Origin of the sequence: Leeuwenhoekiella aestuarii (genome assembly GCF_004104055.1) — a bacterium.
GTDB lineage: Bacteria > Bacteroidota > Bacteroidia > Flavobacteriales > Flavobacteriaceae > Leeuwenhoekiella > Leeuwenhoekiella aestuarii.
This window is the reverse complement of sequence record NZ_QOVJ01000001.1, coordinates 1303246-1327421: the sequence shown is the minus strand read 5'-3', so window position 1 is coordinate 1327421 and position 24176 is coordinate 1303246. Positions and strand designations below refer to the sequence as shown.

The 24176-nt window shown below is 37.9% G+C and carries 23 protein-coding genes and 1 riboswitch; of the genes, 3 read left to right on the top strand and 20 right to left on the bottom strand.

Annotation, left to right across the window (positions count from 1 at the left end):
- Positions 1-28: 28 nt before the first annotated feature.
- Positions 29-1606: an aldehyde dehydrogenase (NADP(+)) gene (locus DSM03_RS05850; RefSeq protein WP_128760051.1), complete on the bottom strand. Its 1578-nt coding sequence runs from the start codon at positions 1604-1606 to the stop codon at positions 29-31.
- Between the two features lie 334 nt (positions 1607-1940).
- Positions 1941-2870 carry a dihydrodipicolinate synthase family protein gene (locus DSM03_RS05845; protein WP_128760050.1) on the bottom strand — a complete coding sequence of 310 codons (930 nt, stop codon included), beginning with the start codon at positions 2868-2870 and terminating at the stop codon, positions 1941-1943.
- 134 nt (positions 2871-3004) lie between these two features.
- On the opposite strand from DSM03_RS05845, the gene DSM03_RS05840 reads away from it, so the two are divergent.
- Entirely contained in the window at positions 3005-3856 is an 852-nt protein-coding gene (locus DSM03_RS05840) for an AraC family transcriptional regulator (protein WP_128760049.1), read from the top strand.
- Positions 3857-4085: 229 nt separating this feature from the next.
- Here DSM03_RS05840 and DSM03_RS05835 read toward each other — a convergent pair whose 3' ends face one another.
- The 11 genes from DSM03_RS05835 to ruvC all read right to left on the bottom strand — a co-directional run bounded on the left by DSM03_RS05835 (position 4086) and on the right by ruvC (position 12618).
- Entirely contained in the window at positions 4086-4871 is a 786-nt protein-coding gene (locus DSM03_RS05835) for an SDR family oxidoreductase (RefSeq protein ID WP_128760117.1), read from the bottom strand.
- 113 nt (positions 4872-4984) lie between these two features.
- Entirely contained in the window at positions 4985-5302 is a 318-nt protein-coding gene (locus DSM03_RS05830) for a cupin domain-containing protein (protein ID WP_128760048.1), read from the bottom strand.
- 40 nt (positions 5303-5342) lie between these two features.
- On the bottom strand, positions 5343-6347 hold the full coding sequence (locus DSM03_RS05825; RefSeq protein WP_128760047.1) for a metal-dependent hydrolase: 1005 nt from the start codon (positions 6345-6347) through the stop codon (positions 5343-5345).
- Complete coding sequence (locus tag DSM03_RS05820; RefSeq protein WP_128760046.1) at positions 6348-8123, bottom strand: MutS-related protein; 1776 nt, start codon at positions 8121-8123, stop codon at positions 6348-6350.
- A 45-nt stretch (positions 8124-8168) separates the two neighbouring features.
- A complete protein-coding gene (locus tag DSM03_RS05815) occupies positions 8169-8540 on the bottom strand; it encodes an MmcQ/YjbR family DNA-binding protein (RefSeq protein ID WP_128760045.1) in 372 nt (123 codons plus the stop codon).
- A 40-nt stretch (positions 8541-8580) separates the two neighbouring features.
- Positions 8581-9114 carry a GNAT family N-acetyltransferase gene (locus DSM03_RS05810; RefSeq protein WP_128760044.1) on the bottom strand — a complete coding sequence of 178 codons (534 nt, stop codon included), beginning with the start codon at positions 9112-9114 and terminating at the stop codon, positions 8581-8583.
- Positions 9095-9727, bottom strand: coding sequence for a DUF4230 domain-containing protein (locus tag DSM03_RS05805; RefSeq protein WP_128760043.1), 633 nt, complete (start codon positions 9725-9727; stop codon positions 9095-9097). Before DSM03_RS05805 ends, DSM03_RS05810 begins: the two co-directional genes overlap by 20 nt.
- Positions 9728-9742: 15 nt before the next feature.
- A complete protein-coding gene (locus tag DSM03_RS05800) occupies positions 9743-10093 on the bottom strand; it encodes a DUF4260 domain-containing protein (protein WP_128760042.1) in 351 nt (116 codons plus the stop codon).
- A 2-nt stretch (positions 10094-10095) separates the two neighbouring features.
- The gene (locus tag DSM03_RS05795) at positions 10096-10845 is read right to left on the bottom strand and encodes a cyclase family protein (RefSeq protein WP_128760041.1); all 750 of its coding nucleotides are present in this window, start codon (positions 10843-10845) and stop codon (positions 10096-10098) included.
- Between the two features lie 68 nt (positions 10846-10913).
- On the bottom strand, positions 10914-12044 hold the full coding sequence (gene hemW, locus DSM03_RS05790; protein WP_128760040.1) for a radical SAM family heme chaperone HemW: 1131 nt from the start codon (positions 12042-12044) through the stop codon (positions 10914-10916).
- Positions 12045-12063: 19 nt separating this feature from the next.
- On the bottom strand, positions 12064-12618 hold the full coding sequence (gene ruvC, locus DSM03_RS05785) for a crossover junction endodeoxyribonuclease RuvC (protein ID WP_128760039.1): 555 nt from the start codon (positions 12616-12618) through the stop codon (positions 12064-12066).
- A 124-nt stretch (positions 12619-12742) separates the two neighbouring features.
- Between ruvC and DSM03_RS05780 the strand changes: the two genes are divergently transcribed.
- On the top strand, positions 12743-13771 hold the full coding sequence (locus tag DSM03_RS05780; RefSeq protein WP_236638720.1) for a glycosyltransferase family 2 protein: 1029 nt from the start codon (positions 12743-12745) through the stop codon (positions 13769-13771).
- Here the strand turns inward: DSM03_RS05780 and DSM03_RS05775 are convergent, their stop codons facing one another.
- The 3 genes from DSM03_RS05775 to DSM03_RS05765 all read right to left on the bottom strand — a co-directional run bounded on the left by DSM03_RS05775 (position 13772) and on the right by DSM03_RS05765 (position 16227).
- Entirely contained in the window at positions 13772-14230 is a 459-nt protein-coding gene (locus DSM03_RS05775) for a hypothetical protein (protein ID WP_128760037.1), read from the bottom strand.
- 126 nt (positions 14231-14356) lie between these two features.
- Positions 14357-15466 carry an acyloxyacyl hydrolase gene (locus tag DSM03_RS05770; protein ID WP_128760036.1) on the bottom strand — a complete coding sequence of 370 codons (1110 nt, stop codon included), beginning with the start codon at positions 15464-15466 and terminating at the stop codon, positions 14357-14359.
- 8 nt (positions 15467-15474) lie between these two features.
- The gene (locus DSM03_RS05765; protein ID WP_128760035.1) at positions 15475-16227 is read right to left on the bottom strand and encodes a head GIN domain-containing protein; all 753 of its coding nucleotides are present in this window, start codon (positions 16225-16227) and stop codon (positions 15475-15477) included.
- A 149-nt stretch (positions 16228-16376) separates the two neighbouring features.
- On the opposite strand from DSM03_RS05765, the gene DSM03_RS05760 reads away from it, so the two are divergent.
- The gene (locus DSM03_RS05760) at positions 16377-17999 is read left to right on the top strand and encodes an ArnT family glycosyltransferase (RefSeq protein WP_128760034.1); all 1623 of its coding nucleotides are present in this window, start codon (positions 16377-16379) and stop codon (positions 17997-17999) included.
- Here the strand turns inward: DSM03_RS05760 and DSM03_RS05755 are convergent.
- From DSM03_RS05755 to DSM03_RS05740, 4 genes are all read right to left on the bottom strand, one after another.
- Entirely contained in the window at positions 17996-19090 is a 1095-nt protein-coding gene (locus DSM03_RS05755) for an acyloxyacyl hydrolase (protein ID WP_128760033.1), read from the bottom strand. The two genes, DSM03_RS05760 and DSM03_RS05755, sit on opposite strands and share 4 nt — an antisense overlap.
- 51 nt (positions 19091-19141) lie before the next feature.
- Positions 19142-20095 (bottom strand): methylenetetrahydrofolate reductase [NAD(P)H], encoded by a 954-nt coding sequence (metF, locus tag DSM03_RS05750; RefSeq protein ID WP_128760032.1) that lies wholly within the window; start codon positions 20093-20095, stop codon positions 19142-19144.
- 68 nt (positions 20096-20163) lie between these two features.
- The gene (gene metH / locus DSM03_RS05745; protein WP_128760031.1) at positions 20164-22890 is read right to left on the bottom strand and encodes a methionine synthase; all 2727 of its coding nucleotides are present in this window, start codon (positions 22888-22890) and stop codon (positions 20164-20166) included.
- 9 nt (positions 22891-22899) lie between these two features.
- Positions 22900-23925 carry a homocysteine S-methyltransferase family protein gene (locus DSM03_RS05740; RefSeq protein ID WP_201740406.1) on the bottom strand — a complete coding sequence of 342 codons (1026 nt, stop codon included), beginning with the start codon at positions 23923-23925 and terminating at the stop codon, positions 22900-22902.
- 116 nt (positions 23926-24041) lie between these two features.
- Positions 24042-24142: riboswitch (SAM riboswitch) on the bottom strand.
- Between the last annotated feature and the right edge of the window lie 34 nt (positions 24143-24176).

Sequence of the window (24176 nt, the reverse complement as noted above, 5' to 3'; positions counted from 1 at the left end):
CATTGAGAGATGGACTTTTAAATAAAGCTTAAGCTTTGATATATGCTCCATCTACTTTACGAAGAATTCCTAATGGGTTACCATCTTTCAACGCATCTGGAAGCAATTCCTGAGGCCAGTCCTGATACGAAACCGGGCGTACCCAGCGGTAAATCGCATCATTACCTACTGATGTGAATTTAGCATCAGAAGTTGATGGAAATGGTCCCCCATGGTGCATTGCAGGACAAACCTCAACACCTGTTGGCACACCATTAAACAAAATTCTTCCCACTCGAGAACGCAAGGCATCAATCACATCTTCATAAGCTGCAACTTCTGTAGTTTCTGCAATCAAAGAACCTGTTAATTGCCCTTCTAATTTGTTTAAAACTTCTAGTAATTGCGCTTTAGAAGTACACTCTACTAGCATAGAAAACGGTCCAAAAACCTCTGTATGTAAGTTACCATTTGCTAAAAAATCATCACCTGTTACTTTTACAAGAGCTGGTTTTCCGTCATTAGCTCCTTCTGCTTCTAAGGCTACTGCAAGTACCTCGGTTCCTTCAGCGTCTAGCATTTGCTGCTTTCCACTCTCGTATGCCGAATGAATATTAGGGTGTAGCATACAGTTTGCAGGCTGCTCTCCCAGATTTGCTGCAAGATGTTTACCGAAGGTTTCTAATTCAGCACCGGCAATACCTAGAATTAACCCGGGATTGGTACAAAATTGCCCAGCTCCCATATTGATGCTTCCTGCATATTTCTGCGCCCAGGATTCTCCATTCGCTTTTAAAGCTTCTGGAAGAATAACAACAGGATTAATACTTCCCATCTCAGCATAAACAGGAATAGGTTCTTCACGATTTGCTCCCAACTGAACTAATGCTTTACCGGCTTTTATACTTCCGGTAAAACCAACACCTTTAATAGCTGGATGCTTAACCAACTGCTCCCCTACTGAAATACCTTTACTGTTTAGGTTAGAAAAAACACCATCTGGCATTCCTGTTTTTTCTGCTGCTTTTATAACTGCAGAAGAAACCAACTCACCTGTTGCTGCGTGCATAGGGTGACTTTTTACAATCACCGGGCAACCTGCAGCTAATGCACTCGCCGTATCTCCCCCTGCTGTCGAAAACGCAAATGGGAAATTACTCGCTCCAAAAACCGCTACGGGCCCAGTAGCAATTTGCATTTTACGCAAGTCTGGCTTAGGTGCCGGAGTGCGCTCAGGATTACCGTGATCTATGGTAGCATCTACCCAGTCACCTTGCTCTAATAAAGAAGCAAAAGCATTTAACTGACCAATGGTTCTACCACGCTCACCCATTGCTCTACCTTCTGGCAGGCCAGATTCTGAAGTATAAGCATCAATAAGAGGCTGACCTAAAGCTTCTATTTCCTCACCTATTGCTTTTAAAAAAGCAGCACGCTCTTTATCAGATTTTTGCTTGTATATAGCAAAAGCTTCAGTTGCTTTTTGTGCAGCAGCATCTACTTCAGCTTCTATAGCCTCTGTAAATTGCCATTCATTCTCAGTATTTAATTTAGGATTAATGGTCTTGTAAGTCACTTTCCCTTTAGAAGAAAGTTCACTTCCTATATAATTTTTTCCTGTAATCATGGGTATCAATTTCTTTTGCTCACCAAAGTGAGATTCGTTTTCATCGGGTTTCTCCCGAAAATCAAAATTCAATATCAAAACCAGCTCTAGAACTAATCTTGAGGTAGTTTACGCCAAAAGCACCACGAGTGCGGTGCTTTTGAATCTATGATTTATATTTTGGTTTTCAATCTATTATAGACTGATTAAAAATGAGCCTTCAGCATAATTTTTAGCCTGAAAATTTCCAAACAGCAAACAGCTAAACTTAAAATCTAATATTAAACGAACCGCTTCAGGCTCAATTTTTCACCAATTATTCCATCTTTTAAACTTCCGCTTTAGCGAAAATCAATTAAGCCATTTGAGCATTGATTCCTTTATACTCAGGCAATGTAGGTCTGCTTGCTAAACCGTCTTTTATGATTTGCAACACTTCTTCACGTCGATCACCAGCTAATGGTAAACGCGGTGCACGCACGTGCTCAGAACCTATTTTAGTATGAACTTCTGCAAGCTTTATGTTTTGTACCAATTGAGCATCTATATCCAACTCTAAAAGTGGTAAGAACCAGCGGTAGATCTCTAATGCTTCAGCAATACGACCTGCTTTTTGCAACTCGTAAATTGCTACAGTCTCTGCAGGAAAAGCACAAACTAAACCAGCAACCCAACCATCTGCGCCCATTAATAAGCTTTCTAAGGCAAGCGTATCTACACCTGTCATAATTTTTAAACGATCTCCAAAACGGTTTTTGATACGTGTTACATTAGAAATATCACGAGTAGACTCTTTTACCGCCTGAATATTTGGCTCTTCAAGCAACTCTTCAAACATATCTAAAGTCACTTCAATTTTATAATCGACCGGGTTGTTATATACCATAATAGGTAAAGAAGTGCTTTGTGCAACTGCTTTAAAAAATGCTACAACCTCACGATCACTTGCTTTATAACGCATAGGAGGCAACATCATCAATCCTGCAGCACCATCTTCTTCAGCTTGTTTTGCTGCAGCGATAGCTCCTTTTGTAGTTTGCTCTGCAATGTTCATCATAACCGGTACAGAACCTGCAACAATTTCAACTGTTTTACGAGTTAATATCGTTTTTTCTTCATCGGTAAGCGTACTTGCTTCCCCTAACGTGCCACCTAATACGATACCGTGAACGCCAGCATCAAGCTGTGCTTTTATGTTTACCTCAAACAGATCAAGATCTAACTGATCATCTGCTGTGAATTTTGTTGTAACTGCCGGCATAACGCCTTCCCAATTGATTTGCATAGTTTCTTATCTTTTATTGATGTTACAAATGTAGTAGGGTTTTAAAGCTTTCTTTTTGTACCAGTTAGCCGAAAGTTTGCATATATTAGCATAATTAGAGAATTTTGAACCAAAAGAACGTCAAATTCTAACTATTGAAAATTTTACCTTTTAAAATACCGAAGTCTGGCAACAACGCCCTCATCTTGCAAGAAGATCTGGAGCCGCTGTTTTATGACAAGCTCCACCAGCATCCTGAGATACAGATGAGCTATATCTTAACCGGAACAGGAACACTACTGGTAGGTGATACGGTAAGTCGCTTTGGTCCTGGAGACTTATTGGTTTTTGGCGGAAATCTTCCGCATGTTTTTAGAAGTGATACCCAAGATGAAGGTCTTTCACATATGCTCACCATATTCTTTAACAGGGAAAGTTTTGGCTCCTCTTTTTTTGAAACTGAAGAATTAAAAGATTTTGAACTGTTCTTCAAGCAGGCAGCTTCAGGTTTTAGGATTCAGGACAAAAGCAAAAATTTAAAAAGAGAATTTATTACCCTGAAAAGCTTGCCGAACCTAGAACGCTTTATGAGTTTTATAAAACTGCTTTATGCTGTTTATACTGCTCCTAAAGAATTACTCTCTAATTTCACAAAAAACACTAAATATACAGATACTGAAGGCCAGCGTATGAGTAATGTTTTTGATTATTGCCTGAGCAACTTTCAAGAACGCATAACACTAGATGAGATCGCCGAAGTTGCTGTGATGAGTCCTACTGCGTTTTGCCGCTTTTTTAAAGAGCGAACCAATAAAACCTTCTATCAATTTTTATTAGAGCTGCGCACTGAACATGCCTGCCAGTTACTACGCACTCCAGAAAACCAAGAGTCAATCGCAAGTATTGCGTTCTCGAGTGGTTTTAATTCGGTTTCTAATTTTAATCGATACTTTAAAAAACAAAAAGGCATGAGCCCACGGGAATATATTACCGCAGAAACGGGTTAGTTTTTGTAACAATCCAGGTAAATCTCCTACTTATATAAAAACCAAAAACATGAATAAAACACAGATCCTTATAGCCGTTGGAAGTCTATTCGTTTCGGCTAGTTTAATCAACTCATTTTACGTTCATTTAAATGATAGTCTATCAGGTTTTTTGATGGGAATTGGTATAGGTCTGCTATTTATAAGTCTCGTTAAGATACGTAAAAGCAGTAAGTCTAAATCATAAAGTCTACACACTACACAATGCCCCTCCATCAATAGGTATTTGAGTCCCGGTAATAAATGCAGCTTGTTGTGAAGCTAAAAATGCAACTAAACAACCATATTCCGCAGGATCTCCAATACGTTTTACAGGAACAGTTGCTTCGAGTTGTTTGAGCACTTCTTCTTCAGAAATATTCTGTTCTTTTGCTTTTTTAGCATTTAAAGCTTTTATACGTTCTGTATTAAAATATCCGGTAAGAATGCTGTTTACGGTTATTCCATCTTTACCGACTTTGGTTGCCAGACTTTTTGCCCAAGTTACCAAAGCTGCTCTAATAGAATTAGACAAAACCAAATAGGATAAAGGTTCTTTTACCGTAACCGAAGCTACATTGATAATACGACCCCACTTATTTTTTTGCATAGATTTTAGAGCTAATTCCGTTGTAAAAACTACAGTTTTAAACAACAGATCAAAAGCCTGCTGATAATCTGTAACACTCTTATCTAACGCAGTACCGGTAGCAGGACCTTGTGTATTGTTTACCAAAATATCTACGGAATTGTTTTCAAAATATTCGGAAATCAAAACTTGGTAGGCTTCAAAATCAGTAAAGTCTACCTGAAGGACCTGATGCTGCTGACCTTCGCTAGTTGACAAAACATACTTCACCGCTTCCAACTTATCAAGAGAACGCGACATTAAAGTAACAGTAGCTCCGCTGGCTGCCAATTGTATAGCAATCGCTTTACCAATTCCTGAAGTACTCGCTCCTACCAATGCCTTTTTTCCGCTCAGCTTTATTTCCATTTTTGTTGATTTTACTTTGTTATTAGGTGCTTCAGTATAATTTGACTCTGTTTTCACAATGTCAGTTTATTTAGAAACCCAAATAGAATTTATGAGCCATGATCTCCCTTTTTCTATCGATATTCCTCTCGAGTAGGACTAAACACATCTAGTAATTTACACGGCATAAGTGCTTTGCCACTATGCGGTAGGTGGGGAGCAATCACTACAATATCGCCGGGATAGTATACTTTTGTTTTTCCATCTAAAGTGAACTCAAATTCACCTTCAATTACATGCATGATTTGCTCGTTCATATGGCTGTGCTCGGGCACTTCTGCTCCTTCTGCAACTTCCCAAAAGGCTAACGAAGTGTTTTGAGTATGCACCAATTTACCATGATAACCCGGAATAATTTCTTGAGGTGTTATTTCTGAAAGTTTATACTGCATAAGTGTATTTCTTTAAATATTTTCTTTCCTATGATAAAATCTAATTCCCCCAAACCCTGCTCCACAAACTACTTAAAACCTGCTTCATTGCTTCGGGATCACGTTTGGCTTCAACTATAGTTAACTTATCATATTGATCTGGGACAAGCTGATAACTGAATACAAACTTTAAATTTTCCGCTTCTAAGTCATAAACACCAAAACGTAAATCGTTAAAAAACAAATCCTGATTACTTTTTTCAATCGCATACCAACCTTCAGCAATTTGAGCGAGACGCTTTACAGTTTCAGAATTTTTATAATTAGCTAAAGCCGCTTTGTTTTTCTCCACTTTTTTAAACGAAATCGGTTTGGTATCAAAAAAGGAATAATCCCCAAGTAAATAAGCATCTCCTATATCTACATTCGCATACCATAGAATGGTATTGAAAGCTGCCGGTCGTGTATCTATCGCGGTATATTCGATATGTTGAGCATCTAGAGCATCGGTGAATTTTTGATAACTGATGCCCTTTAAAATCAACGTCAGCATCATATATCCTGAACTTACACTTAAACCTAAGCGATTGTATTTATTTCGCTTTGCTGAAGTTTTAGGCAACCGTATTGCTAAAATCAAAAACACCAGAAAAGGCAGTGTATATAGAGGATCTATCACAAATATATTTTGATATGCCAACCGAAGGTCAAAAGGCCAAAAAAGCTGTGTCCCCCAAGTAGTATGAGCATCGAGTAGAGGATGTGTTATCAATCCCCAAAAGAAAAGCCAGGACCAGTCTTTCCAGGTTGCTGCTGCTCTTTTATGAATTTTAGAAACCAGCCAGCCTAGAAGCGGAGCCATCACAATGCTAAAAACAATAGAATGACTCAACCCACGATGAATTTCTATCGCCGTCAACGGATCTAAAAATTTGCCAACGATCGTATCCAAGTCTGGTATCGTACCAGCTATCGCTCCGTAAAGCATTGCTTTATTGCCTACTTTCTTTCCTAAAACGGCTTCACCTACTGCCGCACCCAGAACGATTTGCGTTAGTGAATCCATCTAAGAATCAATAATATTCATCTTCCGCAACAGGAAAGACGCATTCATATTTTGACAGATTCCCTTTTTAAAAGTATAGTCAAAAAAGAGTTCGTCGTTTTTAATCTGCGCGTCAAAATAATAGTTTTTAACGTCATCCAGAATGTCTGCCGCTTCACAAAGACTCAAATCGTGAGTAGCGATAATGCCAGTAGAATTTGAGGCTACCAGTTTTTCAATAAACTTGCGTGAACCAATTGCTTTATCGGTACTGTTAGTTCCTTTTAAAATCTCATCAAGAATGATAAAATAGGTGTCGGTTTTAATTGCATTAACAATAAACTGTAACCGTTTTAATTCTGAAAAGAAATAGGATTCATCATCAGTAAGCGAGTCGCTGGTGCGCATACTCGTAATCAATTTTATAGGACAGTAAATCGCTTCTTTCGCACAAATAGGCAAACCGGCATTACTCATGACAATACTCAAAGAAACGGTACGTAAGAACGTACTTTTTCCAGCCATATTAGCTCCGGTAATGATAAAAAACTGCTCACTGTCAATATTAAAATCATTTGCGATCGCCTTTTTAGGATCGAGTAATGGGTGCGCGAGATCAGTCGCTTTTAAAGTATGATTTCCTGATTTGATTGCTGCGAAAGCATAATTAGGATGATTGAATCTGAAATTACCCAGACTGTTTTGCGCATCAAAAAAGGCAATGACCTCAAACCAGTTTGCAACCTCATCTGCATGTGTAGCAATCCATTTTTCTATGCGGAAACATTGTCTCAAATCGGAAAGAAAAAACGCATTGATAAACACACCAACAAACATATTAGAGCGCTGGTCGAGAATTCCCAGCATTTTTGAAAACTGCTCAATAATTGTTGAAGCTTTTGCCTTTTGAGATTTAATTTTATCCTGTTCTCGCTTTAAATAAACCGAAGTGAATTCTTGCTCCTCCAGCAACAACATCAGCCTATAATATTGCTCAAAAGTTGTTTGGGTTTTGCTCGATTTTGCCCAAAGATCTGTGATTTTTTTGACGTAAATAGCTGAAACTCCCAGCCCGATAAAAAACCACCAAATGATCAAATTGCTACTTATAAAATCCAGATAAGCCAGAACAAAAAGCGTCACAGAGGCCACCGAAAACGCATTGGGTAACCACCGCATTATTTTCGGAATAAAACTTTTATAACCGTTCAACCAATTTATTATTGAACTCGCGCTGTAATCTGCTTCTACCAGCGCTGCAGTAGCTCTAAATTGCTGACGCCAATCTGGCTGATCTGAAAGTTCTTTTGCAGCTTCTTGCTTTTCAGGGATTCCATTTATGCTGTTTGAGGTAAGTAAAGCTGCCAACTTTTGCTTCCCGCTCTCCAGTCCGGTTCTATTTAAATATTGAAAGAAAGACCCCCTTCCAAAAAGATCAATATCCTGACTATACTCGTGCAACGGATTATTGAAGCTTTCGCCATCTGGCAAATCGTAATAATCCCGGTTGAGCACTTTGATTTCGGTCTCATTAATCGAGATCATTTCTTGTATAAAATCTCGCTTATATTTTAAACGGGAATGTCTGGAAACTAAAGCCAGAAACAAAATGATTTCCACCACAATTACGGCGATAATTATACGCGTGTTTTCCCATAAAAAATAAATAGCCGCAACACCTATTAAAAAAACGCCAAGCCGAATCATGCTGCTTGAAAATAATAGCGTTTGGATTTTTTTTAGCTGCTCTTGATACGTTGCTATTTTTGAGCTGTAATACTCTTTTGGATTCTGCATGCGTTTGATTGAAGAAATGATTTTTGTAAAGCTAGATATTCAGAATCAATCCAGACTTTTTAATTGTTCTTTTAGTTTTTTCGTAAGACTGTTTACGATCAAATCGTAGCTGTGATCAATAAATCCCTGCAGTTGATTAAACGAAATTTCACCGTTGAGTACAATAGTATTCCAGTGGTGTTTATTCATATGCCAGCCAGGCAAAATACTTTCAGGATACTCGCCGCGCAATTCCTGAGCATATTCTGGATTGCATTTTAAATTGATACGCGGTTCTCCTCCCTCCCAGGATTTGAGTCCACTTAAAGCATACATCTTACCCATTACCTTAAAAACCAAGGTCTCATTATCAAATGGAAATTCTTCGATTGTACCGGGTTTTCTCAAACAGTATTCTCTAAAGTTGTCGATGTTCATAGCGCTCTATTTAATTAGTGATTGTAAAAGAAGAGGCTTATTATGAATTTTTAAACGGATAATACATAATATAATCTTCCATCAAATAGCCGTTACCAATATCAAAATCTGCGGAATAGCTATTCTTAAAGCCGTAATATTCATAAAAAGACACAGCATTATTGCCCCGATTCACGTTAAGCATAACGCCGCCATCTCCTGCCTTTTTTGCTTCCGCGAAAGCAAAATCCATTAGAAAACGACCTGCTCCTGTTCCTTGTGTTTCGGGCAACACATAAATTTTATCAACCTTGGTAAGCGCCGCTTTGGCATTTAAACGTTTATCTGAATAATGCGGAATGATCGCTAAATACCCCACAGCGACTTCTGAATCATAAAGCAAATAAAATACGCTTCCGGTTTCTGTTTGTTTCTTTAATGAAGTAATGCTGTACATCATCTCCATCATATAGCTAATCTGGGCTTCAGAGAGAATATCTTTAAAGGTTGCTGGCCAGACCTCATCAACCAACTGTTTTAAGAGTGACCAATCTTCTTTCTGAACCTCTTTAATGCTAAACTGCTTTTGACTCATTCTTATCTTTTAATCGGGGTGCTTCAGCTGCTTTTTCTAATGCCTGGTAATCTAATTTCCAGCCAATCGTCTGCACTAAATTTTCCATAAGAGATACTGTACTTAATGCTTGCTTTGAAGCTTCATCATACAAACCACTTTGCGGCACTTTGTCTACAATGTGCTGCTTAGCCTCTCTGTTTATTTCGGTAAGATCTGTTGAAGTAAAGGGGTTTGCCCAACCCTCTTTTTTATCGTAATATTTAAAATCAGTTTCTATACTGAGTAATTCCGGCTGTGGAAAATCGGTTAAAATAATGATCCTATTCTTTACATCAGGGTGCATTTTAATCTTGGTAAGATCAAAACCTACATAAGCTTTAGCATCAATGAGCACCAATGCTTTCTTACTTCCTAAAAACAGATTGAGCCATTTATCTTTTACATTCTGATAATGGTAAATTTCAGAAAAATCTCCTTCTACTGTTATAAACTTACAAACGCTACGTATTTTTTCCATCAAAACAACAGACTGCTGCTGCGCATTTTGCTGGCGCTTGCTTTTATTAAACCTATTGAAAATAAAGTAAGCAACCACGCTGCCTACTGCTAAACCTATGAATAGATATTCCATAAATCAAAGATAAGGTTAGTTGCCTATTTTCCCTAAATGCGTGTCTTTAAAACCGGTTTCATATTTCAACCCATAACCCAACAAACGATCAAACGCAGCGTGAGAAAAAATAATTAATCCCGCAACTTGAAATTCTATAAGACTAAACGCGGCACCTAATAGGTAGCAGAGTATTCCTAAGCTTTTTAAATGCAGAAAATTATAACACCAGGCACCTATTTTGGGGCCTGCCAAATACCCCAAAGCACTAATATCTGGAACTAAAAAAAAACCTATAAACCACCACCAGCTTAAATCTAGGGTACTAAAAAGATAAATTCCTAAAAGAAGCGAACCGAATTCTTCTAATTTGAGTAGTGTTTTCATTCTTAACTTTCTAAAGCATAAAGTACTGGCTTACTAGGGCTCGCATCATTTTCAAAAGAAGCGATTTGCAAATTCAGTAAATACGACCCATCTTTTACAGTGTGTGGTACAAAAATCATTTCGGTTATAGTGGCATCTAATCGCAATTTACCCTTGGTATCCCAAAAGGCATTATGACTGGCTAAAACACCATCATCACTCTCACGATCTACGCTGGGGAGGTCTATAAGCAAATGTTTAATACCGCATTCGCGAAAAAATACAGCAACTTCTTCAAGTAAATACGGCCAGTTTGTGTGTGACCAATTTCTACTTTTTTTACTTGTTGTATTAGGAAGGGTACGTATTACTATGGCTTCAGGGCGTTTGGCTCCCAATGCTTTCTGCGCCTGCTTTTTAGTAAAGACTAAATCATCAGCATACGACTCTGGTACCAACGTGATCACTTCCGCAGAAAACATAAAGGTTTTGAGATGCTCATTGACACTATAAATTTTTTCGGTAATATGACCGGCGCATTCAGTATGTGTACCGTGAGCGTGCGGATTAAACTGTACATTATTAAAATTTACCACAGAACCCTGCGCTACAGCTGCCACCCATCTACCTACTTTCACGGGTTCTATATTAGGAGCATCTAGATACCACGCCACAGGGTTTTTAGCACTGCTAACGATGGGAATACTTATATCTAATGGTTTTGTAAAATCTACTGTATAGTCTTGAGAATTGATCGTTATTTTTGCTCGCATGCTTTGGTTCTGGCTGGTTATCTACTTTGATAAGTTAAGAAATTCGCCAAAATGTTACAGCAGAAATATCACGAAAGATTGATTAAAAATAAATCGCTTGCAAGGCCGTCGCTTAAAAACTTACCTTTTTGAGTGACCAAAATCCGGTCTTGATCTAAATACAACAAATGCGCTTGAATATGTTTCTGAGCCTGTTGTAGTACATATTCTTTATATTTTAAACCGAAAGACTCTTCGATCTTTATTAGTGAGATCCCCCAGATCGTGCGTAGCCCAGTCATCACATATTCATTGTATTTGTCCGTTACTGAAAGTGTTTCACGCTCAATGGGTAGTTCTCCAGATTGTATCGCTTTAATATACTTAGGATTGTTATTGATGTTCCAACTGCGAGTAGCACCGTCATAACTGTGCGCTGAAGGACCAATTCCTAAATAAGATCTGCCCGTCCAATAAGCTGTATTGTTTTGTGAATAATAGCCCGGTTTGCCAAAGTTTGAAAACTCATAATTCTCAAAACCGGCTTTTTGCATCCGTTCTATCAATATCTCAAAATGACGTTGTGCCACTGCATCATCAACAGGTTTCACCACACCCTTTTCAATAAATTTCTGCAAAGCAGTATTGGGCTCTACCGTCAAGGCGTAACTCGATATATGTGGAATATTAAGTGCCAGCGCTTTATCTAAGTTTTCATGCCAGCGTGCATCACTCATATCGGGCATCCCATAGATCATATCAATAGAGATATTATCAAAATAGCGTTTAGCCAACTCTAAACATTGCACTGCTTCTGTTGCATTATGTGCGCGGTTCATCAACTTTAGGTCTTCTTCAAAAAAAGACTGCACACCTATACTCAACCTATTGATTCGAGATGCTGCAAGCATTTTCAGTTTAGCTTCATTTAAATCATCTGGGTTAGCTTCAAGCGTGATTTCAGCATTAGCGTTTATTTTAAAATGAGCATCAATAGTTTTAAAAATATGCTCCAACTCTTCAGCTTCTAATAAACTGGGAGTTCCTCCTCCAAAATAAATGGTTTGTAATGAACCGGGGATTTCATCTTTACGCAGAATCATTTCCTGGCATAATGCATCAACCAATGTGCTCTTTTTCTTCAACGATGTTGAAAAATGAAAGTCACAATAATGACATGCCTGCTTGCAAAAAGGAATGTGAATATAGAGTCCAGACATTATTTTTAAATTGAAAAAGCTATTTTTTTACGCGTTTCTCGTTCTGCTTTACAAAAGCATCCCAGCCGGTATAGCTTTTACCGGTTTCAACACGACCGGCATTGAAGTGATGACAAACCGCAGCTGCGAGACCATCTGTACTATCCAGATTTTTAGGAAGCGTTTTAAGGCCGAGAAGACTTTGTAGCATTTTTGCGACCTGCTCTTTACTGGCGTTACCGTTTCCGGTAATTGCCATTTTTATTTTTTTAGGAAGATACTCCGTCACAGGAATTTGTCGGGATAAACCTGCAGCCATCGCCACACCCTGCGCCCTTCCTAACTTAAGCATAGATTGTACATTTTTACCAAAAAAAGGTGCTTCGAGCGCCATCTCATCGGGATGATAGGTATCTATAAGTTCTATAGTGCGTTCAAAAATAAGTTTCAGTTTTACGTAAGGATCATCATATTTTTTGAGCAGCAGTTCATTCATCTGAATAAACTCCATATTCTTATTCACCACTTTAATGAGGCCAAACCCCATAATTGTGGTTCCCGGGTCGATCCCTAAAATGATTTTTTCTGATTTCAAGCGCTATTTTTTTTACATCTTTGAAGCTGCCACAAAGCTAAACATAATAAGCGTGATCCTCATCTCTGCCATCTTAATACTCTACGCTCTTCTTATTGTGTTTTTGTGCTTTGGCTTTAAACGTTTGAAAACTGATAAACTTAAATCTGCTTCTACTCATCTTACTTCATTTTCGATAATTATTCCGTTTAGAAACGAAGCTGAGAACCTCAACACGTTACTCGAATCACTTTCAAATTTAAATTATCCAAAGTCGTATTTTGAAATCATACTCATTGACGATGCTTCAACCGATGCATCTGTGGCTCTAATTGAAGCGTTTAAACAGCAAGCCGAAGTATCTATTATAGTTTTAGAAAACGAACGCTTTTCGGCCTCTCCCAAAAAAGATGCATTAACTAAAGGAATCAACACTGCACAATTTGAGTGGATAATCACAACAGATGCAGATTGTAAACTACCGGATTTGTGGTTACAGCATTACGATCAAAAAATTAGAGCCGAGGATAGTAAATTTATCGCCGGCCCGGTTTCATTTTTTACATCTGCAGGATTCCTGGATAGATTTCAGCAACTTGACTTTTTAAGTTTACAGGGAGCTACAATAGGAAGTTTCGGACTCCTGCAAGCATTTATGTGTAATGGTGCTAATCTTGCTTTCTCTAAAACAGAATTTTTAATATTGAATGGATACGCGCAAACGGATCATTTAGCCAGTGGTGATGATGTCTTTTTAATGCAAAAATTCATAAAAGAAATACCTGAAAAAGTACACTATCTCAAAACATCTGAAGCACTTGTACTCACTCAAACACAGCCTAACTGGAAAAGCCTGATAGAGCAACGCAAACGCTGGGCTGCAAAAGCATCTGCATATACAAGTTGGTTTGCAGTACTTATCTCGTTATTAGTTTTACTAGGCAATGCTTCTCTATTTTTAGTTATTTTTTATCCCGAAATATGGCCGCTAATACTACTAAAAATAGCTGTTGATTTTCTATTAATATGGCAAACTGCATCACTTTTTAACCAAAAAAAGAGTTTGATTTACTTTCCTCTTGTAGCTGTGACCTACCCTATTTTTACTGTATATATAGCGCTAGCAAGTCAGTTTGGTAAATTTGAATGGAAAGGCAGAGTGTTTAACAAATAGCTAATCTACCTTAATAACCACTGGCATTTTAAACATTGTTTTTACAGGAATCCCACGTTTGTGTGCCGGGTAGATTTTTGGCAAAGAATCTAAACTATCTTTTAGCCAACCTTCTAACTGTGGTAATTGTTTAGCGATTGTGTCAGGGATTTCTGCTTGCTCGATCTTGAGGTCACCCAAGTCAGAAATACTCAGATACAACCAGATCGTGTCGTTCAATTCAGATTCTACAATAATCGTTTTCGTAGAAAGCTGGCGCTGAAAATTAAGTGCGAGTTCGGTTTTGAAGCATTCGTATATCGCATCTTGTCCCTTAATTGAATCGCACGAAGCAAAAGATGGATATTCTTCAACTTCATTCATATTGAGATTCTTGAGTTCTTCCTTTAGGAAAGTATCAGAAGACACTTTCTTAGTCTCAATATCTTTGCAACCGGTAACCCAAACGGCAAACGCCAAAAGAACTAGATTTCTTACCATAAAAACAGCTACAAAGATGTGAAAACGTGCGGAATAAAACTAAACTATATCTTTAAAAGGAATAGTTGCATTTTCCGCCGCTGATTTTTTGCTTTTTAGAATTGCCTAAAAACGATATCCCACACTAAACTCTACGCCTTCTGCCTTAGCTCCGTGGGCTTTTACCGTTACCGAAGCAAAGATATCATCTGTAAAATAGCGCTTTAAACCCAGGCGATTATAGAGTCGGTTTTCAAATTCATAGGGATAATATATATAATACCCTAAATGAGAAACAAAAGCAATCTTATTAAACCGCAACTCGTGACCTATAAAAAGCCCCACACGTTTCCAATCTTCATCTCCGCTAACCCCTAACTCTGGAAAAGAAGCTGCCTGAAGCTTAATCAATTCTTTAAAGAAGTAAGCAAAAAACACATCTGTACCGGCAACTAAGGTGCTCTTGTGATTGATACGCTTGTCTGCAAAAGCAGAAACTACAAGAAAGGGAAACTGCCCCTGACCAACGATATCACTCTCATTAACACCTCCTCGCAGAACCAGATTATAATGAATAGGCTCCGTGTATTTTGTGCGTTCTCCTTCCGGAATAAAATCTGGCATGTCTTTATAATCCAGATTGTAATTAGCTCCCACATTAAATGCAAACGTATTGGTACTGTTGTTAGGAGCCCGAAGGTTTGCATTACTGTAATGTATGATCGTAAAACCGGCATTAAGGCCAAAACCTTTATAAAGATTTTGCTTGTTGTATTGCAAAGCAATGTATGTAGAACTTAACAATTTTGTACCGTAAGCATTGTTCTGGTAATTGGTTTCTGCATCATACGGACTACCAGCAACTGCAAAACCTTGACCAATCCGGAAGTAAGCATTTCGGTTTAAAAAGTAAAAATTAAAATGCCCGTAGAAACTTATATTTTCACCTAGATACTCGTTATGCAAATTTTGATAAGCCATCGAAAAACCCCAATCAGGATAATTATAACGTCGCTCCCACTCATTAAATCCATAAGTTTTGCGGTTGTAACTCAACAAGAATCCGGTAGGGTGGCCTGTTATTAAATGATTAATATCCGGGTTATGCTCAAGGATGCTTCCGTAGAAAAAAGAGGCATCTAAAGAAATTGGCTTTTTTTCTTCAGTAAAATCAGTTTCCTGAGCTGTAAGATTTAAAAAAGATAAAATTAGTAATACGGGTAAAAAGTGCTTCATAAGTCTTTTTATTCCTCAAAAATTAGACGACCGGTATAACGCTCTTCTACATCAACCACCGGAGGCCGATTTACTGCAATAACATCTCCGGTACCGGTAATTACCCCCGTTAAACTCTGCTGTGGATTTATAATCATTTTGTTAGGAGCTCTGTGATATATATCAATATTTTGAACTACAAAATCCCTTCCTTCAAAGCGGGGATTCTCATTCTGAAAGCCAAGCTTCATATTTTCTGCTTCACCAGTCATATAAAAAACACTTTTACCATTGGCATCTATCCTGAGGTTTTCGGTATCAAGATCCAAATGAAATTCTCCTGTTTTTCTAAGAATGACATCTAGATTAATTGAAGTATTACTCACTAAATACAAATCGGGAAAAACCAAAGTGCCATCACTGTAGATCTCGCGAGCAGAATTGTGACGAATCTCAGTAAGGTTAGGCACGGTAACAAAAACTTCAAAGTTGCCATATTCTCTCAAGAGGTTACAACGTGTATCATTACGAAGCACTAAAACCCCATCCTGAACTTCGATCAAGGCTTCTGAAAGCAAATTCTCACCAGTGCGCAATGTAGCCTTATATTCATCACCTTGCTTGATATAGACAATCACATCGGTCTCTGCACGAAGTTTAGTAAACTCTTCTAATTGATATTCTACCTCAACGGTATCACCAGAAGTTTGAAAACAGTCTGGTGCATTTTCTGAATTACATGAAATAAAGATGACAAAGAGTACTAAAACAAGGCTACGCATGAAAGCAATAATTTTTAGGCAAATTACGGCAAAAAGAAACAGAATGACCACTGTATATATGACTTGCTATTAATATTAAATGAAATTGAGCAGATAATTTTTAGGATACGTATTTTAAGTTAGAACTTTGTCATTTTTAAAATCAAGCTTTGACAAAAAAATTCTACCTAGTTCTTCTCTTCCTTTTTACGATTTTAAATCTGGGACAAGGCAGTTGGGGACTAACCGAAAGCAGCGAGGCACGCTATGCCGAAATAGGTCGCGAGATGGCCCTTAGTAATGATTTTATTCATCCTTCTTTGCTAGATATTGGTCATTATCACAAACCACCAATCACCTATGCAATTACAGCTATTGGGTATAAGATTTTTGGTTTTAATGAGTTTGGCGCACGCTTTTTTATGAGTTTGGCTCTCATGCTGCAATTATTACTGATTTTTAAAATTGGCAAACTTTGGTTTAAAGATGAGAAGATCGCTATCGCTGCTGCACTCATCTACTTTTCATTCCCTATCGCACTAATAGCAGCCCGAAATTTAACCACAGATGCTTATTTAGTAACCTTTATCATCTGGAGTATTTATTTGTGGCTTCAGGTTAAGATCAATAATAAAAAAGCATACTTATACCTTTTCTATATAGCACTCGGACTAGGATTTCTTACTAAAGGTCCGGTTGCTTTTTTACCAACAGCGCTATTCATTTTATGCTATAAAATTATTTATAGAGAAAAACCAAAATTGGATACTCATAGCATTCTTGGCTTGATCTTGTTATTAGCTATTTCGGGATCTTGGTTCGCAGCGATCGTTGCTGAAAAACCAGCTTTGTGGGATTATTTTATTCAGGAACAAATTATAGCTCGTAGCGTTCATGCAGAAACCTTTCACCGGGCAAAGCCGTTCTGGTTTTATTTGGTTTTTGCCCCGCTACTTTGCTTACCGTGGTTTGTACCTATAATACTGAATTTAGTTAAGCAGAAAAATAGTATTTCTTTTGATCGGGCTACCAAAACTTGTGGGTATGCAGCCTTAGCTATTTTAGTTGCTTTCTCACTTTTTTCATCAAAACTCATCCTTTATATTTTACCAGTATTTCCGGTATTAGCGGTATTTTTTGGTAGTGTATTTATACAGTATTCTCAAACTTCAGAGAAGATTTACTTGAATGCTTTTAAAGTTGCCTATGTTTTACTGTTTTTTATAATAATTGCATTAATTGCGATACCAATAGTCACATTCAACATTTGGCTTGCCCTGATCCTATTGATATCAGCCATAGGCATAGCTTATTATTTATTTTACAAATCTATTATAGAATTTAGATGGAAAATACTTTTGCTGAGCACGCTGGCATACTGTTTTGTGGTTATAATTCATTCATCTTTTAGTGCAGCAAATAGTTTTGCAATTAATTCGCCTAAACCTCAATATGAGTTTATAAAAGCAGAACGCGGTGATGCTGATTATAAAGTACTTATTTACGACAACCTATTATCATCTGCACCATTCTATCTCAACGAGCGCGTCATCACAATTTATGACACTAATTTTGAAGCGAAACGGGATACTCGTTTTGAGAAAACAGATGCGTGGAAAAAAAGTTATTTACCCCTTAATGAAGAAGGTCAAGCACAGCGTTTAAAAAGCTTGCTCCGTGATAAGAATAATATTTTGCTTATTAAGACTAAAAAGGCTCTCCCAAAGGAGTTCACCCATTTACTAGAAGGCTTTAAATCAAAAGAATTTAAAAAATGGACTGTCTATTATTAAAGCCTAATACCTATACCAAACTCTACTGCTTCGGCTTTTGCCCCGTGAGATTTTAGGGTAATAGCACCGAAAATACTTTCTGAAAAATAACGTTTTAAACCACCTCTAAAATACACACGACCTTCAAAATCATAGTCGTAATATGCGTAATACCCAAATTGGGTTACAAAAGCATTTTTATTGAAGTGTAGCTCGTGTCCCACGAATACACCGGCCCGTTTCCAATCTTCATCTCCAGTAGTACCGTACTGATTGGCAAATGCAATAGATTCATATTCGATCTGATCTTTTAAAAACGGACTTAAAAATAAATCAGCTCCTACCTGCAGGCTGCTTTTATGGGAAATGCGCTTGTCTAAAAATGAAGAAACTATTAAAAATGTTTTTTGTCCTAAACCTATAAAATCACTTTCATTAACTCCTGTTCTTAAAACGAGATTCCATTTGATAGGTTCTGTATATCGGCTTTTAACCTTTGGGATGTATTCGGGAAACTCCTCATCATCCAGTTGATAATTCAACCCTAAATTGAAGGTAAACGAGTTTGTACTGGCATTGGGGGCTCGCACATTTGCATTAGAATAATGCACTAAAGAAATCCCTGCCTGCAAACCTATTTTATCTATTATATTAGGCTGCTTATAATTTACCATTATATAGGTAGAGCTCAATAAAGTAGAGCCATAAGCGTTGTTCCTAAAGTTCTTATCTAGATCAAAAGGTTTTGTTGTAAACGCAACACCTTGAGCAATGCGCACCATCAAATGCCTGTTGAGCGCATAAAAGTTAAAATGCCCATACAGCCCATAATTCTCACCTAAGTTTGGGTTTTTCTGGTTTTGAGTTACGAATGAAAATCCGTAATCCGGATAATTATAGCGTGCTTCCCAATCATTAAAACCATAAGTCATTCGATTATAAGATAGAATCACTCCTGTGGGATGTCCCGTAATAAGGTGGGAGATATCTTTATTATGCTCCAGAATACTTCCGTAAGTATAATTAACATCAAAGCTATAAGGCTTAACCTCGGTCTCCTGACCATAAGCAAAACCTACAGTAAACAGGGCAATAAGAATTCTATACTTCATTCAAAATAGGGTGTCCGGCAAATGTATCAAATATTATCAGTAATAGACTTGTTAAAAAAGCTCAGATGCTATTGCTTTTACATTATCACTTTTGCCCATAGAATAATAATGCAATACCGGCGCACCGCCTTCCATAAGTTCTTTAGATTGTTGAATTGCCCACTCGATCCCGACCTGACGAACATCTGCATTACTTTTACACGACTCTACAGATTCTATCAGTTCTTGCGGAAGATCTATTTTAAAAACCTGTGGTAACAATTGTAAATGGCGCTTAACAGCAATAGGCTTTATTCCCGGAATAATAGGAATATCAATCCCTTCTGCACGGACTAAATCAACAAACTCAAAATACTTTTTATTGTCAAAAAACATTTGAGTTACAACATAGTCTGCACCAGCCTCAACTTTTTGAATCAGGCGTTTTAAGTCTGTTTTTAAAGATGGAGCTTCTAAATGTTTTTCAGGATAGCCGGCAACACCTATACAAAAATCTGAACAATCTGAGGTCTCTACCATACCATTTAAATAATGCCCTTTATTCATCTCAACCACCTGTTCTACAAGACCTAAAGCATATTCGTGACCTCCGGGAGTAGGCTTAAAGTACTGCTCTTCTCGCATAGCATCACCTCTCAAAGCCATCAGATTATGAATACCCAAATAATGGCAGTCTACAAGCATATATTCGGTTTCTTCCTTAGTAAAACCACCACACAATACGTGAGGAACCGTATCTACATCATACTTATGCTTTATAGAAGCACAAATACCTATAGTTCCTGGTCTCATCCGGGTTACTTTTTTATCTAACAACCCATCTTTTTCTATGTAAACAAATTCCTCTCGCGATGTAGTAACATCAATAAACGGAGGTTTAAATTCCATCAAAGGGTCAATATTGTTATACAACTCCTGAATACTTTTCCCTTTTCTAGGCGGAATCAGTTCAAAAGAAAATAAAGTCTTACCGTTTGCTTGTTTTATGTGATCTGTAATTTTCATAAGTAGGTTACCTGCTTAGCTAACTGCTCTTGCAGATTTTAATTTTTGGTTGTCTTAGTGGTTTACTTTTATTGGTCAGAAATATTAGGATTCAACCATTTTTCAGCCATGCGTACTTCTATTCCTTTACGATCTGCAAAATCGATCACCTGATCCATTTTGATTTTTCCGAGGCCGAAATAACGCGCATCAGGATTAGCAAAATAATACCCACTTACCGAAGCGGCCGGCCACATGGCTAAACTTTCGGTAAGCTTTACACCTATTTTTCCCTCAACGTCAAGTACATCCCAAATGGTTATTTTTTCTAAATGGTCTGGACACGCAGGATATCCCGGTGCAGGCCTTATTCCCTTATATTCTTCTTTGATCAATTCTAGATTACTTAGCGATTCATCGTTTGCATAGCCCCAGTATTCTTTTCTAACAAGCTCGTGTAAATACTCAGCAAATGCTTCTGCAAAACGATCTGCGAGTGCTTTAACCATAATGCTGTTGTAATCGTCGTGATCTGCTTCATATTTTGCTGCTAACTCTTGGGTACCAAAACCTGCTGTCACACAGAAGCACCCCATATAATCTTGCTTCCCACTTTCTTTAGGAGCTATAAAATCTGCTAATGCAATATTGGGCTTTCCCGATGCTTTTTTGCTTTGTTGACGCAGCGTTCTAAAAATGAACTTTTCAGTTTTATTTTCTAAACCTGAAGTAATGATCTCGATGTCATCGTCGTTTACTGTATTGGCTTCAAAGAGTCCAAAAATCGCTTTTGCGGTCAATAATTTTTCATCTAAAATCTTTTTCAAAATCTCTTTAGCATCAGCAAATAATTCACGTGCTTGCTCGCCTACTACATCATCCTCTAATATATCTGGATACTTACCGTGTAAATCCCAACTGCGGAAAAACGGTGACCAATCTATATAATCAACAAGTTTATTCAGATCAAATTCTTCAATAACCTGAACTCCTAATTCTTTAGGTTTAAACGCTTCAAAATTATCCCAATCTAACTTCCATTTATTCTCACGTGCTTGAGCCACAGTTAAGAAATCACGTTTCTTTCCTCGTGTTAAAAAGCGTTCTCTAAACAAAGCATAATCTTCTTTAATATCTGCTTTATATTTTAATCTTGAATCAGGATTGAGAAGGTCTCCAACAACCGTTACCGCCCTAGATGCATCATTTACATGAACAACTGCTTCCGGATATTCAGGATCAATTTTAACTGCTGTATGTGCCTTACTCGTGGTTGCACCGCCTATAAGCAATGGAACGGTGAAATCTTGACGCTTCATTTCTTTAGCTAGAAAAACCATCTCATCAAGAGAAGGAGTTATGAGCCCGCTGAGACCTATAATATCAACGTTGCGTTCTTTGGCGGTGGCGATAATTTTTTCTGGAGGAACCATAACTCCCATATCTATGATCTCATAGTTGTTACACGCCAAAACCACACTCACAATATTTTTACCAATATCGTGTACATCTCCTTTTACGGTAGCCATTAGGACAAGATTGGATTTTGCCTTTTCCGACGCCGGCGGTGGGTTTTTCAGTTTTTCTTCTTCTATATATGGCAATAAATAAGCAACTGCTTTTTTCATCACCCGTGCCGATTTTACAACCTGTGGAAGGAACATTTTTCCATCTCCAAAAAGATCACCCACCACGTTCATCCCAGTCATTAGATGACCTTCAATCACGTGTAATGGCTTTTCTGAAGCTAATCTTGCCTCTTCTACATCTTCTAAAATATAAGCATCAATACCTTTAACTAAAGCTCGTGTAATTCTATCTTGTAAAGGTTCTTCTCGCCAAGACAGGTCAACTGTTCTTTCTTTTGCATTACCTTTTACACTTTCGGCAAAATCCAGTAATCGCTCTGTTGCATCATCGCGACGATCAAGAATAACGTCTTCTACGTGCTCTAATAAATCTTTAGGAATATCATCATAAACCTCAAGCATTGTTGGGTTAACAATACCAATATTCATCCCAGCTTTAATAGCGTGGTATAAAAATACGGAGTGCATCGCTTCACGCACCACATTATTTCCTCGGAAGCTAAAAGAAACATTACTTACTCCGCCACTTACATGTGCGTAGGGTAAATTCTCTTTCACCCATTTTGTAGCTCTAATAAAATCTATAGCATTGAGACGATGCTCTTCCATACCGGTAGCAACCGGAAAAATATTCAAGTCAAAAATGATATCCTCCGGTGGGAATTTCACCTGATTTACGAGAATATCATAACTGCGTTTTGTAATCTCCAGACGACGCTCATAATTATCAGCCTGACCAACCTCATCAAATGCCATAACGATAACAGCAGCTCCGTATCGTTTTATCTTTTTAGCGTGGTCAATAAATTCGGCTTCGCCTTCTTTTAAACTAATGGAGTTCACCACACATTTACCCTGTACAACCTGCAAACCTGCCTCTATGATATCCCATTTAGAGCTGTCTATCATAATAGGTACTCTAGAAATATCTGGCTCTGCAGCAATGAGATTGAGAAAAGTAACCATCGCCTCTTTACCATCAATAAGACCATCGTCCATATTAATATCTATGATCTGGGCACCGCCCTCTACCTGATCCCGTGCAATGTCTAAGGCTTCATCAAATTTCTCTTCATTAATGAGTCTTAAAAATTTACGCGATCCAGCCACATTAGTACGTTCTCCTACGTTTACAAAATTGCTTTCTGGCGTAACTACTAACGGCTCTAAGCCACTCAATTTTAGCGGTCTTATTTTTTTTGCTTTAGCTATTGCTTCTACACTCATCGTTCTGATTTATATCGCTGTTTCAGCTTCATTAAGCTCAGGCAATGGCCTTGGTTCGTAATCTTTCACTAATTCTGCAATGGCGTGGATGTGTTCTGGAGTTGTACCACAACAGCCACCAATGATGTTGATCAGCTTTTTATCTAAATAGGTTTTTATCTGAGCTGCCATCTCTTCTGCAGTCTCATCATATTCACCAAATGCGTTAGGCAATCCTGCGTTAGGATAAGCCGAAACTGCAAAGTTTGATCTACTGGAAACAACTTCTAAATAGGGAGTTAGTTGCTCTGCTCCCAAAGCACAATTAAAACCTACAGAAAGTAAAGGCATATGCCCCACAGAGATCAAAAATGCCTCAGCTGTCTGACCAGATAAGGTTCTTCCCGAAGCATCAGTAATGGTACCGCTCACCATCACAGGGATGTCTATATTGCGTTCTTCTTTTAGTTCTTCAATAGCAAAAAGTGCCGCTTTTGCATTCAATGTATCAAAAACAGTTTCCACTAAAAGCATGTCTACACCACCATCAATTAAGGCTTCTGCTTGTTGCTTGTAAGCTGCTCGTAACTCATCAAAAGAAACCGCTCTAAAACCAGGATCATTTACATCTGGAGACATACTGGCAGTTTTGTTAGTAGGCCCCATTGCGCCAGCTACAAAACGTGGCTTTTCGGGTTCTTTTTTTGTAAATTCTTGGGCTACCTTTTTTGCTATTTTAGCAGACTCATAATTAAGCTCGTAAACAAACTCCTCCATCCCATAATCTGCCATAGCGATGGTTGTACCACTAAAAGTATTTGTCTCTACGATATCTGCTCCCGCAGCAAAATATTTAGTATGAACATCTGCAATAGCTTCAGGTTGCGTAATACTCAACATATCGTTATTACCCTGCACAGGAATTGACCAATCTTTAAAGCGCTCTCCTCTAAAATCTTCTTCTGTAAATTTATAGCGTTGCAACATTGTTCCCATTGCACCATCTAAAACAAGAATACGCTTTCTTAAAGCTGTATGTATTTTATTTTCACTCATAATCTTTATCTAAAAACAGCATTTTAACGCTTGCAAAACATGCTCATATCTCTGAGAATAGTATGCAAAAATACGTTATTAAGAAGGCAAAAGAAAAGTCGCAAAGACTTGTTTTTATGTTATCTATCTCAAAATCGAGTAGAATGTAGCACCTTCTCCAAGAGGAGGGTTGCTAAGGCTTCAACGGGTCTAATCCCTCTGCCTTTCTTGATAACCGCATTAAAGAATGAACTGAACTGCAAATATTGCAA